The sequence below is a fragment of the Bradyrhizobium sp. USDA 4538 genome, assembly GCF_024171045.1.
GTDB classification, from domain to species: Bacteria; Pseudomonadota; Alphaproteobacteria; order Rhizobiales; family Xanthobacteraceae; genus Bradyrhizobium; species Bradyrhizobium australafricanum.
Genome location: NZ_JALJZE010000002.1, coordinates 60433 through 76662, shown reverse-complemented (window position 1 = coordinate 76662; position 16230 = coordinate 60433). Strand labels below are relative to the sequence as shown.

Sequence of the window (16230 nt, the reverse complement as noted above, 5' to 3'; positions counted from 1 at the left end):
GGAGGCCGAACGAAGGGTGGATCAGTCGAACAGGGCCGGTCGGGTCCTGCGCTGACGGAAGGCGAAAGCAATTTATTGCGGGCGGCGGCCGGCCAAGCCAGCGTAAAAGCCGTAAGCGTGAGAATGTGAGGTAAAACGTGCAACCAATTCAGGTCGAGTTGCGGGACAATTCAACTGCGCTGGCGTTGACCTGGCCGGACCGCGGAACCCACCTGCTCGGCGTGGAGACGCTACGCCGGGCGAGCCGCGCGGCCAGCGAAATCCGCCGGCAGGTGGACGGCATCGAGCTCGTGATTGCGCCGGGCCTTCATGTCGCCGGCATCGAGCCAGTCGGCAATTACGCCTTGCGGCTGTCGTTCTCCGACGGGCACGACCGAGGCATCTACCCCTGGTCCTATCTGCGGGAACTCGCAGAACAGCAGCCAGCCTGAGGTCGCGACATGGACGAGATCAAAGACGGACTGATGGAAATTGCCTGCGACGTCCTGGTGATCGGCGGCGGGACGGCCGGGCCGATGGCGGCGTACAAGGCCAAGCGAAAAAATCCCGCGGCGCGCGTCGTCCTGTTGGAAAAGGCGAACGTCAAGCGCTCCGGCGCGATCGCGATGGGCATGGACGGCCTCAACAATGCGGTCATTCCCGGTTACGCCACGCCCGAGCAATACACCAAGGAAATCACGATCGCCAACGACGGCATCTGCGACCAGGCGCCGGTCTACAAGTACGCCTCACGCTGCTTCGACATCATCCAGGAGCTCGATCGTTTCGGCATCAAGTTCCAGAAGAACGAGAATGGCGATTTCGACGTCAAGAAGGTGCATCATCTCGGCTCCTATGTGCTGCCGATGCCGAATGGCGATACCGTCAAGAAAGCACTGTACCGGCAGTTGCGCCGCGAAAAGGTACTGATCTCCAACCGCTATATGGCAACGCGTCTGCTAACCGGGCGCGACGGCGAGATTGCGGGCGCGATCGCGGTCAATACGCGCAGCGCCGAATTCCTCGTGTTGCGCGCAAAGACCGTGATTCTCTGCGCAGGTGCGGCGGGGCGGCTTGGCCTGCCACAGTCAGGCTATCTCTGGGGTACTTACGAGAATGCCACCAATTCCGGCGACGGCTACGCGATGGCCTACCACGCCGGGGCAGGCCTGGCGAATCTCGAATGCTACCAGATCAATCCACTGATCAAGGACTACAACGGCCCCGCTTGCGCCTACGTGGCCGGTCCGTTCGGAGCCTACACCACCAACAGCGAGGGCAACCGCTTCATCGAGTGCGACTACTGGTCCGGCCAGATGATGCAGGAGTTCTACAATGAGCTGCAATCCGGCAAGGGCCCAGTGTTCCTGAAGCTCAATCATCTGCATAGCGACACTATCGGCAAGATCGAGGCCGTGCTGCACAATGTCGAGCGGCCGTCGCGCGGGCGCTTTCATGACAATCGCGGTACCAATTACCGCGAGCGTATGATCGAAATGCATATCTCCGAAATTGGGTTCTGCTCGGGCCATAGCGCATCCGGCGTCTATGTCGACGAGTTCGCGCGCACCACGGTGCCTGGCCTCTATGCGGCCGGCGACATGGCGAGTGTGCCGCACAATTACATGCTCGGCGCCTTTACCAACGGTGCGGTTGCCGGGGACTACGCTGCCGAATTCGCGGCCAATATCGATCTTCCCGACTATGATTCCGGCGATGTCTCACAGGAGCGCGACCGTGTGCTGGCGCCGACGAAGCGGGAGGACGGAATTCCGCCGAACCAGCTCGAATACAAGACGCGCCGCTTCGTGAACGACTATCTTCAGCCGCCAAAGGTGACCGCGAAGATGAAGCTCGCCCAAGCGCGCTTCGCCGAAATCCGCGACGACATGGAACATGCGATGGTGGTCCGCGATGCGCACGAGCTGATGCGCTCGCTGGAGGTTGCCTCGATTCTCGATTGCGCCGAGATGGCGGCGTTCGCCTCGTTGTTCCGCACCGAGAGCCGCTGGGGCCTCTACCACCACCGCGTCGACTATCCCGGGAAGAACGACGACGAATGGTTCTGCCATGCGATCCTGCGCAAGCAGAACGGGCGCATGACCGCGGAGAAGCGGGCAATTGCACCTTATATCGTCCCGATCGACGAATCCGAGCGGTCGGCTTACGACCGCCAGCGCATCCGCCAGCACGCCTAAAAGATGGATTCCATATGCCGATTGCTTACACGCCCACAACCGTTCCGGTTGTCATCGATGAGACCAAGTGCATCGCCGACAAGGGCTGCACAGTTTGCGTCGACGTCTGCCCGCTCGATGTGCTCAGGATCAGCGATCTCACCGGCAAAGCCTACATGAAGTATGACGAATGCTGGTACTGCATGCCCTGCGAGGCCGATTGTCCGACCGGCGCCGTGACCGTCAACATTCCCTATCTGTTGCGCTGACATGACGGCATTCGATCCATTCGAGTCTTTCGGCGATCTCGACGAAATCTCGGACCGACTGCAAAGCCCTGACCCGGCGGTCCGTCGACTCGCGGTCATCGACCTCGTGGAGACGTCCACGGATGCAACCGTGCCTCTGCTGGCACGAGCGGCGGCCGACACCGATTCGAGGGTCAGGCTCCAGGCCGCGCGTGCGTTGGGAGACTTCGATGGGGTCAAGGTCGCCGAGGCTCTGGTCCGCGTCCTGGTCGATGCTGATGTCGAAGTCGCAAAGGCGGCTGCGGGCAGCCTTGCTGAGCTCCGCACCCCCGCGGCCAGCGCCACCCTGCTGCCGCTGTTGGACCATTCGTCCAGCTTCGTGCGGGCGGCGATTCTTCGCGCTTTGAAAGCGCTCCAGGTCGGCGCATCGCTCGGACCGGCCATTGCGGCACTCGATGACCATGATCCTGGGGTGCGCGTCCAGGCGGTCGGCGTAATCGGCTATCTCAAACTCATCGAGGCACTGCCCTCGCTGATCCATGCGACCAAGGACGGACATCCCGATGTAAGGCTTGCCGCGGTTGACGCCCTATCCTTTGCCCGGAACGAGGCCGCCGCTCAGGCGGCGGCCGCCGCCGCGCTTTCGGATAGCGAATGGCAGGTGAGGGCGGTCGCCGCCGAGACGATCGGGCGGATCGGTCAGGGCCCGGGCGCGGCCGCGCTCACCGTCGCGTTGAACGACAGCTATTGGCAGGTCCGTCAGAAGGCGTTGCAAAGCCTGGGCAAGCTCCGGTTCCGGGGGGCGGTGGGCGCCATCGCTCCCTTCCTCGATGACGAGTTGCCGTCGCTCCGCAAGGATGCCGCCGCCGCGCTTGGTGAAATCGCCGATCCCTGCGCCCGCGACGCGCTGGTTGCGCGCGCCCGGGATTATGATCCGGACGTGAGGAAAACGGTGAACTGGGCGCTCCAACAGATCGAGGCGCGCCTTAATCCTTGAACAGGATCTTCTTGAGCAGATCGAGCCGATTGATACGGATGCTGCTGCCGTCGATGCAGATGATGTTCTTGTTCTGAAAGCGCTTGAGCATCATCGTGACCCATTGCCGCGTGGAGCCGACCATTGCGGCGATCTGGTCATGCGTCACCTTGCGGGCTATCAGAACTGTATTGCCATCTGCAGTTCCGTAGAGTGCAGCCAGGTTCAACAGATATTGCGCCAGCCTCTCGATCACGGAGCGCGTCCCCAGCATCTGCGCCATTGAGGAGTAGCATTTTCCCTTCGCGATCAGCCCATCGATCATGGCCAGTGCGAAAGATGGGATCTGCAGAAGGAGCGTTTGCAATGTGCGGCGGGACAATGCGGTGATCTCGCAGTCCTTAATAGCCACGCCGGACCACATGTGCGCACCGAAGCCCGAGATCTCTGGCCCTCCGATAAAATGTCCAGCCGTCCAGTAGGCGAGGGTGATCTCCCGGCCTGAAGGGGCCGTGTAGTAGACCCGGACCTGCCCGCGCCTGATGATGAAAATCCCATCATGGTATTCGCCTTGGCTGAACACCATCTCGCCCTGCGGGACGAAAACGGCTCGCCCCGTGGCCAGCACCTGTGCTTTTTCCTCGCTCGACAGGCGGTCAAGAAAATGCGCTCCCAGGTTAAGGCCATCGATGCTTTCGCTCATGAACAGCGCAATTTCATTGTCTGCCAGGCGAGGGGCAGATGTCGCGGCAGCGCTCAGCTTGGCGGGCCAGTCCAGCTGAGCCGTAGCGCGACTTCGCGCAATCGGGTTTTCAGTCTTGGAGTCAAAAGCGTCCTTGAATGCGGTCATTGCTATCGGTTCGCCCTGCGGTGCGCGCGTAGCTAAGGCGGACGAAAACGCAAAGTCCACATCTTTGATGGTGCTGAAATGCACTTAGCAAACTGATCCGAAAAATGCGTTGCCGAGGAAATGATTCATCTTCCCATCGCGATGCAACGAGAAAGAAATTCAACGCACCCCATTCGCGCACTGAGACCAAATAGAGACATCGCGAGCCGAGCAGGCCGCAACGCAACTAATTGCTTCATAGGCCGCCGCATCAGTTCCAGGGTTCGCTCCTGAGGTGCCGGGGGCAGGCTACCGGCCGCGCGCAATCGAAAGAGAGGGCCAATGATCTCGTCCAAACTCCTGAGAGCCTGACTGAAAAATGGGTGAGTGATCTCAGTGGGGTGTGATTCCATCGGATTTGCAAAGATTCGAGGGAGAGCACGATGCCCTGGACCAAGATCACTCGGGAGCAATATCGGCGGGACGATCTGCGTTATGCAAGCGATATGACCGATGCGGAGTGGGCGGTGATCAGACGCCTGTTGCCGCGAGCGAACCGGCGCGGCCGGCCGCGTAAGACGGAGCTGCGTCGTGTGATCGAAGCGATCCTCTATATCGTTTCGACCGGCTGCCAGTGGCGGGCGTTGCCGCAGGAGTTCCCGCCCTATTCGACGGTGCAGGGCTATTTTTATAGATGGCGGGATACAGGCCGGTGGCAGAGGATTGTCAGCGTGCTTGTCCGCCGGGCGCGAAAAAAGCTTGGACGGACACCGAAGCCGACGGCAGCCGTGATCGACAGTCAAAGTGCGCCAACCACCCAAGCTGGTGGACCGCGCGGCTACGATGCAGGCAAGCGCATCTACGGCCGCAAGCGGCACATTGTGACGGATACCAATGGCCTCCTCCTTGGGGTTCATGTTCATCCCGCCAACGTTCAGGACTGCCATGGCGCCGTACCGCTGCTGAAGAACGTGCGGATGAACTTCCCCCGGCTGCGCCACGTCTTTGCCGACCGGATCTACCGCGGAAATCAACTCCTCGACGCGCTCTCAGACTGCGGTCCATGGACTGTCGAGATCGTCGAGCGGCCTCAAGGCGTCAAAGGCTTCCAGCTTCTGCCGAGGCGGTGGGTGGTTGAACGCACATTCGCTTGGTTCGGCAGATGCCGCCGCCTCGCCAAGGACTTCGAGGCGACGGTGGCAACCGAAGCTGCCTGGCTGCTGATTGCACACATCAGGCTCCTGACCCGCAGACTCGCGGCTGCAGCTAAGGTTGGGTGATTTATGAGTCAGACTCTGAGGATGACCGCTGCTGTCGCCGTTGCGGCGATTGGCATGATGGGCGTATCGCGCGCCGAAACTATTCGGGTTGCGGTTGGGACGCAGGATACGACGATCAATTGCGCAACCGGCGGCCTTCTGATCCGCGAGCTAAAGCTCCTTGAGAAATTCCTGCCCCATGACGGCAAGTACAAAGACGTCACCTACGATATCCAGTGGAAGAATTTCACCAGTGGCGCGCCGCTGACCAACGAGATGGTCGCCGGCAAGCTCGATTTCGGGGCGATGGCGGATTTTCCTGGATCGCTCAACGGCGTCGCCTTCCAGAAGGCCGGTCGCCGCAGCCTGTTCATCAGCGTCTTGTCGGGCAGCACCAAAGGCAGCGGCAATGGCATCGTGGTGCCGGCAAGCTCGTCAGCACAGTCGATTGCTGATCTGAAGGGCAAAACGATCTCCGTTCCCTTCGCATCGACCTCCCACGGCATGCTGCTTCGCGCCATCGAGGCCCAAGGGTGGAGTCCTGAAACTGACGTCAATATCATCACCCAAGCGCCGGAAGTGGCCGGTCCCGCCTTGCAGGCGAACAAGATCGAGGCCCACGCGGACTTTGTGCCATTTGCTGAGCTATTTCCTTGGCGCGGTTTCGCGCGCAAGATTTTTGACGGCTCGCAGGCGAATGCGCCGACCTTCCATGGTTCTCTCGTCGATGCCGAATATGCGGAAAAGTACCCTGAGATCGTCGTCGCCTATCTCCTCGCAGCCCTTGAAGCAGATCGGCTGATCGCGCAAGAGCCGGAGAAATACAGCGAGCTGATCGCGAATGTGACAGGAATCGAAGCGGAGGTGGTCTATTTGTTTCATGGGCCGCTCGGCCTGCAGACCCGCGACGTGACCTGGAAGCCCGAATACCGACAGGCAGTCGCGACATCGATCAAGACGCTGAAACACCTGAAGCGCGCCGACAGCGACCTCGACATCACTCAGTTCGTGACCGACAAGTTCATCCGCATCGCACTCGCGCAGGCTGGTCGCGACGACGATGCTGAGTTGAAGAACTACGCCCAGCTTCCCCTAAAGGCCAAGGATGCTGCGACCGGAGCAGAAATCACCGATTTCACCCGGGTGGCGCAGATCTGGATCAAGGACGAGCCTCAGGTGCGGCACTATAGCGCGCCGGAGAATGCCCTGCAGGCGCTGGCGGCATTGGAGAAGGAGGGTAAGGCGATCCGTGTCGTCTATGTGCAGGACCGCGCGAGCGGCATCAAGCTGTTCGCAAATCAGGCCTGGTTCGTGCGTACCCCCAAGGGGGAACTCAGCGCTTTCTTGCTCAAGGAAGGTGCGGAGAAGTGGGTGAAAGCGCACGGCGGCCAGGTGGTCGATTACGCCGGCGCGCGCGATTCGCTCGTCGCGAGCCGGTAAGCCATGGTACCGCGGCGCAGCGCGAAAAGGCGGCAGGCATTGCGCTGGCTCGTGGGCAGCTTCTCGATCCTTGCCTGCATCGCGCTTTGGCAGCTTGCCTCGGCGGAGCATGTGAATTTTGGCGTCGTGACGTTTCGCAACGTGCCGCCACCGACCGAGGTCGTACAGGCGGCGATCGTTTTCTTGAAATCGCCAAAACTCCTGGCGCATGTCACGAGCAGCCTGTGGCGGGTGTTCGCGGGCTATCTGGCCGCGGCGGTGACCGGAATAGCCCTTGGCTTCGCGATCGGCCGGTCGCGCGCCGCCAGCGATCTCCTGCTACCGCCGCTCGAGCTGTTGCGGCCGATTCCAGCGGTCGCATGGATACCGCTGTCGATCCTGATCTTCCCGTCGTCCGAATTGTCGATGATCTTCATCACCTTTATCGGCGCGCTGTTTCCGATCATCCTGAACACCGTGCATGGCGTCGTCAACATCGATCGCAGGTTGATTGCCTCCGCTCAAAGTCTCGGTGGTTCGCCAGCCGCAATCCTGTGCGAAATCGTGCTGCCGGGTGCGGCGCCGAGCATCGTGACTGGCCTTGCCATCGGTATGGGCACCTCCTGGTTCTGTCTCGTCACCGCGGAGATGATCTCAGGCCAGTTTGGAATCGGCTACTACACATGGGAGGCCTACACGCTGCAGAATTATGCCGACATTATCGTCGGCATGCTGGTCATTGGTCTGCTCGGCATGGGTAGCAGCTGGCTCCTGACGACACTTGGGCAATATTTGATGCCATGGCGGCGTCCGGCGGCGACGAGATGAACGTGCGCCTGTCCGACATCACAGCACAGATGGTGGGCCGGATCGACGTCCGCCAAGTCTCGATCTCACTCGGCGAGGGGGCGGAGACCTTCGAGGCAGTCCGCGATCTCGACATCACAGTTGCACCGGGCGAACTCGTCTGCGTCCTCGGTCCGTCCGGCTGCGGCAAGTCGACCCTGCTCGGAGCGCTTGCGGGACATTTGCAGGTGACGCGGGGACGATTAGCGGTCGACGAGCGGCCGATCCTCGGTCCAAGTCCCGATCGGGGAATGGTCTTCCAGCAGCACACGCTGTTTCCCTGGAAACGGGTGCGCGACAACGTCGCGTTCGGGCTGAAGATGCGCGGCATCGCCAAGGCCGAGCGGCGGCGTACTGCGGATGAATTTCTGAAACTGGTCGGTCTTGAGGGCTTCGAAAGCTTCTATCCCTCACAGCTTTCCGGTGGCATGCAGCAGCGGGTCGAGATTGCCCGGGCGCTCATCAATCAGCCGCGAGTCCTGCTGATGGATGAGCCATTCGGTGCGCTGGATGCCCAAACGCGCATCCTGATGCAGGAGGTGCTGCTGGACATCTGGACCAAGATCCCGACGACGACCATGTTCGTCACGCACGATATCGAGGAAGCGCTGTTCCTGGCTGATCGGATCATCGTCATGAGTGCAAGGCCGGGACGCGTGATCGATGATATCCGCTTGCCATTTGGCCGGCCACGGAACTCAGAGCTTGTTACCGAGAGCGAGTTCGTGCATCTGAAGCGTCACGTGCTCAATCTCCTACGGCGCCCGGACAGCGCCGCGTCGCTGCCACGTCTAAGCCCGCTCGGGATGGCTAGCTAGCTCTGGTCAGGAAGGGGAGAGGGTAGAACGGCGCTTTGAGGTTTTTGGACGCTGCTTCCGCTGAAAGACCTTGTATAAGACGTCGTCGACGCTGAGCGTGGCATGCGCCGCACGGTAGTCTATTCCGGCTGTGCAACGTGATTGGCCACGGCCACCCCACTGAGGCGGCTCGCCAAGCACGAGCTCGACTGCAATCAGCGCCAGGGCAAAGACATCGGCGGATCTTTTGTCCGGAGAAGATCGTTCGGACCGGCGGCAGGCCGAACCGCGCTGCCTTCAAGGCGAACGGACGCGACCAAGGCGCTGCTCGAGCCACAGGCTGTAGCGCGAGCCGCCATAGCCGATCACGAAATAGATCACGGCCACCAGAAGAAACGCCTCCTTGTAAAACCCAAGCCAGTTGGGGTCGGCCGCCGCCGCCTTGGCGGCGTTGAGAATGTCGACGATGCCGATAACGGCAAGAAGGGACGTCGCGAGCAGGAAGCCGATGGCCTGGTTGACCAGCCCGGGGATCACCATCCGCAACGCCTGCGGCAAGATCACCAGCCGCATCGACCGCCAATAACTCAGTCCGAGTGAAGCTGCGGCCTCTTCCTGTCCGGTCGGAACGGCCTGCAGACCGCCGCGTATGACCTCCGCGGTATAGGCCGTCCAGAATAGCGTAACCATGATCATCGCTCGCGGCAGCTTGTCGGTCGAAAGACCAGCTGGTAGCGCCATGGGCAAGATCAGCGTCGCGAAATAGAGTATCGCCACCATCGGAATAGCCCGCATGAACTCGATATAGCCGATCGTGAGCAGCCGCAGAGCGCGCAGCCTGGATCGCCGGCCGAGTGCCAGCAGGATTGCCAACGGCAGCGATACGGCAAAGCAGGCCATCCAGACCAGCAACGTCACCGGCAGCCCGCCCCACTGGTTGGAGGAAATCCGCGCCTCACCCGGTATACCGCTCATCAATAGCCAGCAGAGTAGGATTACCGCCGGCCAGCCAACTGCGAGTTCGCGCCGCCAGAAGCGCGGCACGGCCGTGACGGCTAGCAAGGACGCGATCAAGAGGCACGCAACGCCCGGACGCCAATCGAGGTCAGCCGGATAAAATGCAAAAACGATGAAGCGGAACTTAGCTGTGATGAATGCCCAGCAGGCGCCGTCCTGCGCCAGGCAGTCGGCGGAAGTCCCGTGCCAAGTTGCATCAAGCACCAGCCAGCGCAATAGCGGTGTGACAATCCTGACGACCCCCAGAGTCACGATGACCGTGATGATCGAGTTCAGCCAGGTGCCGAACAAGCCTGTTCGTAGCCTCCTCCAGAGCCGTGGACGAGAGTTCTGAGGCTTTTTGGCAGCCTCGAGTGCAGTCATTTTGACGTCTCTCCGCGCAACGCCACTCTGGTGTTGTAGACACTCATCAATGCCGACACCGCGAGGTTCAAGGTGAGATAGAGGAGAACGACGATCAGCAGCGCTTCGAATGCCTGCCCGGTGGTATTGGCGGTGGTGTTGACGATGTTCATGACATCCGGATAGCCGATCGCAACGGCAAGGCTGGAATCCTTGATGAGGTCCAGATAGCTCGAGGTGGCCAATGGCGTGATGACGCGCAGGGCTTGCGGCAGGACGACCAGCCGCATGATCTTGCCGCGGTGCAGTCCCAACGCACGCGCGGCGTCCCATTGTTCTTGACGCACCGACAGGATGCCGGCGCGGACGATCTCCGCGATGATCGCTGAAAACTTCACGGTCAATCCAACCAGGAGTGCCGCAAACTCGGGCGTCAGGCTGACGCCGCCCCGAATGTTGAACCCGCTGATCGCCGGCACTTCGAGGCCGATCCGCGTGCCGCTGGCAGTGAACGTTGCGCCAAGCACAAGAATACCCACCAGGGATACCGGCAGCGGCGCCAGCAGCCCTGTGCGCTTGTTGCGCCAACCGCGCCATACCAGCCAGATCCAGATCCCGGCCACGGCGGCCAAAACCAGCATCGCTAAGAGCGAGAACTCTCGTATGACGATTCCCGGCACATATACGCCGCGGTTGGTCAGGAAGACCGCGTCGAGCAATGTGACAGCGCGACGCGGCGAGGGCAGGGCATGGGCAAGCGCGATCCAGAAGAACAGCTGCAATAACAATGGAGTGTTGCGAACGATCTCGACATACCAACGTACGAGACCAGACAGCATCAGATTGCCCGAAAGCCGCATCACCCCGAGCGCGACACCAAGGACCGTGGCGAAGCCACATCCCAGCAACGCAATCTTGGCCGTATTCAAAAGGCCAACTAAAATCGCCCGCGCATAGCTATCGCCGGCGTGGAAGGCGATCATCCCCTCACCGATCTCAAAATTGGCGGCGTTTTCCAGGAATCCGAAGCCCGGCGTTACCCCGGTCCGCGCCATGGTGGTCGCGATGTTGGATCCGAGCACAATCAGGATTGCGGCCACGCCAACCAAGATCACAAGCTGCAACCAGGGACTCGGACCCAGCCAGCCAAAGACCTGGCGCCGGAGGGAGCGCGTCCTCGCCACGCTCGCGGTCTTCGGCGCGACGATCATCACGGACGCATATCAGCGAAACGGCGGGGAGTACAACAGGCCTCCGTTGGTCCAGAGCTTGTTGTGGCCACGCTCCCAACCAAGTGGCTTGAGATGACGATCGAAGATCTCGCCGTAATTGCCGACCGCCTTGATGATGTTGTAGGCCCATTTCGGATCAAGGCCAATCGCCTGCGCAAGCGACGGATCGACGCCGAGGAAGCGCTGGACCGCAGGATCCTCTGACTTTAAGAAGCTGTCGATATTCTGCGAGGTGATCCCCCATTCTTCGGCCTGAATCGTCGCATTCACCGTCCAGTTGACGATCTCAAGCCAACGGTCGTCGCCACTTGCTACTGCTGGCGCCAACGGCTCCTTCGAAAGTCGCTCCGGCAACAGGACGTAGTCGTTCGGCTTTTTCAGCTGCGCGAGCTGTCCAGCAAGAGCCGACGAATCCTGTGTGATGGCGTCAACGCGGCCGGACTCGAGTGCCGCGACAAACTCACTGGTATCCTCGACAGTGACGGGGGTAAACTTGTGCCCGTTCTTGCGGAAAAAATCGGCAATATTCAACTCGCCCGTCGTGCCGCTCTGGATACCGATGGTCGCGCCGTCCAGCTGAGATGCCGATGTCACCCCACTATCCTTGCGAACCAGAATCCCCTGTCCATCATAGAAGATAGTCGGCCCGAAATGGAATCCGAGCTTGAATGCGCGTGTGATCGTAACGGTCACGCCGGATAGCAGGATATCGAACTCGCCGGATTGAAGCGCCGGAAGCCGTTGCTGCGGCGACGAACTCGTGAACTCGACCTTATTGGCATCACCGAAGACCGCAATTGCCAACGCGCGCCCATAGTCAATGAAGAACCCTTGCCACCTGCCATTGTCGTCCGGTGCAAAAAAGCCGGGCGTGGTGCCCACACCGACTTTGATGACGCCATGTGATTTGATTCTGTCGAGCGTTGGACCGGCAGACGCGGCCGGCGACACGAGAATGAGTGCACCGATCAGTGTGGCAGTAATCCATCTCGACCAAGGGGTAAGAGCAGTCATTCGAATCTCATGGTGATCACGTAGAAAAAGAGCCGCGAACTTTATCCAAGTCCTTAGCGCAAGCTACTTCAGAGCGGCAACTACCGTAGTATTCACAGCATGCCGTTCATCAGATGACGGTGAAGCAAGCTGATCCGCTGATCAATCCTAACGTCTGATGCGTTCGGCCCGCGCGTTGCCTATCGGGCGTGAACCACCACATAGTGAAACGTGCAGCTGCCAACGTATCGTCGGTGCTCATTGTTGCAATTCCCGTCCTCTATTCAACTATCTGATAGGTGGTGTTGATGGTCAATAAAATAGCCATCTCTTATTCGCGCCGCTCGCAGATCAAGTGTTCTTCATAAGCAGTTGCCGCAGATAAATGGACACCTCCTTTCAACAGGCAGTTGGGCGAATTGGCGGGAAGGGAGGCGAATCAACCCGCGACTCGCAGCGCAAGCGCCGAAGAATGCGAAAATTATGCTGCCCGCAGCCACCGAAAGGGACAGCTTTTATCGCTGGCCTCACCGGACGCGAGAGGCGGTCAATCTGGTCGTGCGGAGCCGGAACTGACAATGAGCCCGCTAGTTGTAGAAGTGGCCATTTGTCCCTAAACGAGAGATCGTAATGACGCGGACACTTGCTGAACTCCTTGCGCAAAAGCAGCAGCTATTGGAGCGGCTGCAAATGGAGCCCGGTTTGCATGAGCAAGACGAAATTGCCCGCCTGCTCATAAGGATAAACGCCACATTGAATTGGCTCGATGGGACGGCAACCAAGACGAGATCGAAGCAGCGTTAGGCGGTCGCTGAATCCATGTCACGTCTGCCGTCCGGCAACTCGGAGCCAGCGCATCGGTGGGTGCCTTGAACTTCATGTGCAGTCCGATGGTCGCGATTCGTCGATCTGCAACTTGATCCTTTAAGCACGCCGCTGCTGAAAACCAGCACGGTTGCATCAGGATACCGTTCTATCTTCAAGGGTTGCGAGCAGTTAGACTGTGCGCTAAGCCCGGGTTGAGCAGTGAAATACCGTAGAGCCGAAGCTGTATGTCTGAAGAAGCCTTCAAAGAATGGCTACGCCAGCTCCGTTTCGAGATCGAGCAAGTGTATTCGCAATTCGAGCTCCATCCAGAGCATTGTCGAGACGAGTTTGAAAAAGGTCGCACACCGTTGGAAGCGTTTGACCGCATCATGAGGGCCGCAGCTGAAGCGTCGGCGAAGCAAAGATTTTCCTAAACGTTTGACTGTGCAAGGGGCTCCCACCTGAGCAGCGGGCTTGCCTTTTTCATAGCGACGCCTGAATGGCCGGCCAACTCACGCGCGAATTTCGTATCTCCCCGTTCGCTCAGCTCGAAGGTGGCCCGCGCATGACGGACGCGTCTCGCCGTTGCACTGGCACTCGATGCGCCGCTTGTGGGCCTCGCGCGATCGGCCAAGCGCACCCAAGCTGATCAGGATGGCCGTGCTCGGGCCCGCCTCCTGCTTCCCTACAGGATTCCGACGACCTGCTCGTTTATGGTCCGACTTGACTTCATGAGCATCACTTGCGACCTGATGGACGCCGCGTTCGGGTTTCCGGAACACCAAAGCATTGCTTTGTATTGCTGGTGTTTCCGCCATTTCTCAAGCATTACCCATGTGCCTTGGGCCGCTGGTTAGGGACGTACGCGGACGTGCTCGAGATTGGCGATCCCGAGCGACCCTAAATCGGGCCAGGGAAGTCTGACGAGAGCTGGCTGGGCCCTCCCATCTCAGATCCACATCCGTTTAAAGCGCCAAAATATCCTTCGATCTCGACAACCGCTCGTCGCTCCCATTCCTCGGCCTGCGTTAGCAACGAGATTCGTTGAATCGGTCGAAATGTCGCCGCCTGACGGCACAGCGAAGCTATTGCGCGGTAGCGGCGCACGTTTTCCATAACGGCCAACCCGGACATGTTCGAATCTCCCCATTCGATCCCGGCGGGAAAGTGTGCCAGAACAATTTTCGATTGGTTAGCGACCAGATCGGTAAGCCTGCATGGTTGGCAAATCCTTATGACATGTCGCGTCGAACATTAGCCAGCGCGATAGCGGTAGCAGATCATGCCGACGACTGACATCAGTCAGTCCCTGCTTCCCGCCATTGGCATCGGCGACATTAGGGTTGAATCAGCTGTCGTATGGTGCACCGATCGACGTCAAACCCGCGGCTAATTTGGGCATCTGTCATTTCGAACCGCTTGCGGCTTTCCGGTACGTCCCCGCACGCTGGGTCATCTGGGCAGCCGGCTCCCTACTGCCCTTGGTACTTGGGACCTCCGGCAGCATTTCGGCGGTCGCGTTGTCTGGCGTGTCGTCCTTCCAGCGTACCGAGCCGAATGGCCTCTCCAGCATGCGGCGGACACGAACCGGGGCGGGGCCGATGTGAAAGCGGATGGCCTGCTGATCCAGTGCGCGCTCCGACTGGGTCGAGCGGTTACGCCAGCGCAAGTAGTCGAACCAGGTCGGACAGTGATAGCGCTCGGTCCACAATTCAGGATCGGCAATGTCGCGCGCAATCGACCAGCCATAGGCGCCGTTGCGCTGGCGGGACAACTGCACGTCCTGCATGACATGATGAAACGCCCGTGCATTCTCCTGTGCAACCCGGTATTCGATCTCAACGACGAGCGGCCCGCTGCGACCGGTCAAGGCGAGCCGTACCTCGGGATCGGCGAGCGGCTCAGACTCCTCGCCCCGCGCGCCGATGCGAGGCATGGGCAGCCAATGGCCGATGAGTGGTGAGGCGAGCATCATGGTGGCCGACACCAGCAGCGCGGTTTCGACCCCGGCCGCGTCGGTCAGATGGCCCCAACCCCAGCTGCCGACGGCAATCCCGCCTGAACTCGCCGCCTGATAGGCGGCAAGTGAGCGTCCGGCCACCCAGCGCGGTGCCGACAGCTGCACGCCAATGTTGAATACGGCCCACGCCACCATCCACACGGCTCCCGCCAGGACCAGTGCTGCCGCCGTCAACACCGGTTGACGGCTGAGCGCGACCGCCGCGACCGCCGCGCTCATGGACAGCGCGCAGGTGCGGATCGCAGCCTCACCGCTCATGCGCTTTCGGAGTTCGGTGATGCTCAGCGCGCCAACGACCGCTCCCACGCCAAAGGCGCCAAGCATGATGCCGTACGTTTGGGCGTCGCCATGCAAAAGGTCGCGCACTACGAGCGGCATTAGAGCAGTGATCGCGCCGCCGACGACGCCGGTCACCATGGCGCGGGCCAGCACGATCTTGATCGACGGCGAATTGGTGATGTAGCGCACACCGGACACCATGGCGCGGTTCAGCCCTTCAGGCGGCAGCCGCGAGGGCGCGCTGATGCGTTTCCATAGGAACAACGCGACCATCAGCGGCAGATAAAGCAACGTGTTTAGCGAGAATGCTGCGACTGCGCCCGCGGTTGCTACCACGACCCCGCCAATCGCCGGACCCACGCTGCGCGCGATATTGTAACTGACGCTGTTTAGCGCGACGGCTGCAGGCACCAAGGCGTCAGAGGGCACCTGTTCGCTGACCGACGATTGCCAGGCCGGCCCCATCAGCGCCATGCCGCTGCCGACGACGAAGCAGAGCGCAAGGAGGAGATTTGGTGTGACCAGCCCCAGCCAGGCAACTACCGTGAGGGCGGTTGCGCCGGCAAACGCAATACCGAGCGAGAACAGCGCGACGATCCGGCGATCATACATATCAGCGATCGCACCGGCTGGCATCGAAATCAGCATCACTGGAAGCAACAGCGCGGTCTGCACCAGCGCAACTTTGTCGGCCGCGGGCGCCATCTGCGTCATCGCCCAGGCTGCGCCAACACCTTGAATCAAGATGCCGAGATTGGAGAGGAGGCTCGCGAACCAGATGCGCCGGAAGGTCGCGTGCCTCAGCGGCGTTGTGATGCCATCGGCGCTACGCGTCAGGACTTTAGCTGAATCGATCATATCGGCTCGGTGTGATCTACCATAAATCGAGTCTGGTACGAATCACAAGCATGTTCCCGGCGCGATATCGCGTTCAAACATCGGCGTGGGCGGCAACTGCGATGCCTCGATCGCCTTTAATCCGAGCGATGACCCTGCTGCATGGCAGTCAT

Annotated in this window: 16 protein-coding genes; 10 read left to right on the top strand and 6 right to left on the bottom strand. The window is 60.5% G+C overall.

The window, feature by feature from the left end; all coding sequences use genetic code 11:
* Positions 1-137: 137 nt before the first annotated feature.
* From J2R78_RS41635 to J2R78_RS41620, 4 genes are read left to right on the top strand one after another with little or no spacing between them, the layout of a single operon-like run.
* A complete protein-coding gene (locus tag J2R78_RS41635; protein ID WP_253610327.1) occupies positions 138-431 on the top strand; it encodes a gamma-butyrobetaine hydroxylase-like domain-containing protein in 294 nt (97 codons plus the stop codon).
* 9 nt (positions 432-440) lie between these two features.
* Positions 441-2177 (top strand): fumarate reductase/succinate dehydrogenase flavoprotein subunit, encoded by a 1737-nt coding sequence (locus J2R78_RS41630; RefSeq protein ID WP_253610328.1) that lies wholly within the window; start codon positions 441-443, stop codon positions 2175-2177.
* Between the two features lie 14 nt (positions 2178-2191).
* Positions 2192-2425 (top strand): ferredoxin family protein, encoded by a 234-nt coding sequence (locus J2R78_RS41625; protein WP_253610329.1) that lies wholly within the window; start codon positions 2192-2194, stop codon positions 2423-2425.
* Between the two features lies 1 nt (position 2426).
* Positions 2427-3401, top strand: coding sequence for a HEAT repeat domain-containing protein (locus J2R78_RS41620; RefSeq protein WP_253610330.1), 975 nt, complete (start codon positions 2427-2429; stop codon positions 3399-3401).
* On the opposite strand, the gene J2R78_RS41615 is transcribed toward J2R78_RS41620, so the two are convergent.
* Positions 3391-4083, bottom strand: a complete 693-nt coding sequence (locus J2R78_RS41615) for a Crp/Fnr family transcriptional regulator (RefSeq protein WP_253610625.1) — start codon at positions 4081-4083, stop codon at positions 3391-3393. The two genes, J2R78_RS41620 and J2R78_RS41615, sit on opposite strands and share 11 nt — an antisense overlap.
* A 569-nt stretch (positions 4084-4652) precedes the next feature.
* Here J2R78_RS41615 and J2R78_RS41610 point away from each other — a divergent pair.
* Genes J2R78_RS41610 through J2R78_RS41595 form a run of 4 tightly spaced genes read left to right on the top strand, consistent with a single transcriptional unit; the run spans position 4653 to position 8551 of the window.
* Positions 4653-5489, top strand: a complete 837-nt coding sequence (locus J2R78_RS41610) for an IS5 family transposase (protein WP_076824982.1) — start codon at positions 4653-4655, stop codon at positions 5487-5489.
* A gap of 21 nt (positions 5490-5510) precedes the next feature.
* On the top strand, positions 5511-6908 hold the full coding sequence (locus J2R78_RS41605) for an ABC transporter substrate-binding protein (protein ID WP_253610331.1): 1398 nt from the start codon (positions 5511-5513) through the stop codon (positions 6906-6908).
* A gap of 3 nt (positions 6909-6911) precedes the next feature.
* Positions 6912-7715, top strand: coding sequence for an ABC transporter permease (locus tag J2R78_RS41600; RefSeq protein WP_253610332.1), 804 nt, complete (start codon positions 6912-6914; stop codon positions 7713-7715).
* The gene (locus J2R78_RS41595; RefSeq protein WP_253610627.1) at positions 7712-8551 is read left to right on the top strand and encodes an ABC transporter ATP-binding protein; all 840 of its coding nucleotides are present in this window, start codon (positions 7712-7714) and stop codon (positions 8549-8551) included. Before J2R78_RS41600 ends, J2R78_RS41595 begins: the two co-directional genes overlap by 4 nt.
* 276 nt (positions 8552-8827) lie before the next feature.
* Here J2R78_RS41595 and J2R78_RS41590 read toward each other — a convergent pair whose 3' ends face one another.
* The 3 genes from J2R78_RS41590 to J2R78_RS41580 form a co-directional block, all read right to left on the bottom strand.
* Positions 8828-9838 (bottom strand): amino acid ABC transporter permease, encoded by a 1011-nt coding sequence (locus tag J2R78_RS41590; RefSeq protein WP_253610333.1) that lies wholly within the window; start codon positions 9836-9838, stop codon positions 8828-8830.
* A 68-nt stretch (positions 9839-9906) separates the two neighbouring features.
* The gene (locus tag J2R78_RS41585; protein ID WP_253610334.1) at positions 9907-11100 is read right to left on the bottom strand and encodes an amino acid ABC transporter permease; all 1194 of its coding nucleotides are present in this window, start codon (positions 11098-11100) and stop codon (positions 9907-9909) included.
* Positions 11101-11112: 12 nt separating this feature from the next.
* Positions 11113-12135: an amino acid ABC transporter substrate-binding protein gene (locus J2R78_RS41580; protein WP_253610335.1), complete on the bottom strand. Its 1023-nt coding sequence runs from the start codon at positions 12133-12135 to the stop codon at positions 11113-11115.
* 609 nt (positions 12136-12744) lie between these two features.
* Between J2R78_RS41580 and J2R78_RS41575 the strand changes: the two genes are divergently transcribed.
* Together J2R78_RS41575 and J2R78_RS41570 are read left to right on the top strand one after the other, a co-directional pair.
* Positions 12745-12918 (top strand): hypothetical protein, encoded by a 174-nt coding sequence (locus J2R78_RS41575; protein WP_253610336.1) that lies wholly within the window; start codon positions 12745-12747, stop codon positions 12916-12918.
* A gap of 248 nt (positions 12919-13166) precedes the next feature.
* Positions 13167-13355, top strand: coding sequence for a hypothetical protein (locus J2R78_RS41570; protein ID WP_253610337.1), 189 nt, complete (start codon positions 13167-13169; stop codon positions 13353-13355).
* 466 nt (positions 13356-13821) lie between these two features.
* On the opposite strand, the gene J2R78_RS41565 is transcribed toward J2R78_RS41570, so the two are convergent.
* Together J2R78_RS41565 and J2R78_RS41560 are read right to left on the bottom strand one after the other, a co-directional pair.
* A complete protein-coding gene (locus J2R78_RS41565) occupies positions 13822-14055 on the bottom strand; it encodes a hypothetical protein (protein WP_253610338.1) in 234 nt (77 codons plus the stop codon).
* Positions 14056-14326: 271 nt separating this feature from the next.
* A complete protein-coding gene (locus tag J2R78_RS41560) occupies positions 14327-16078 on the bottom strand; it encodes an MFS transporter (protein WP_253610339.1) in 1752 nt (583 codons plus the stop codon).
* Positions 16079-16230: the final 152 nt, after the last annotated feature.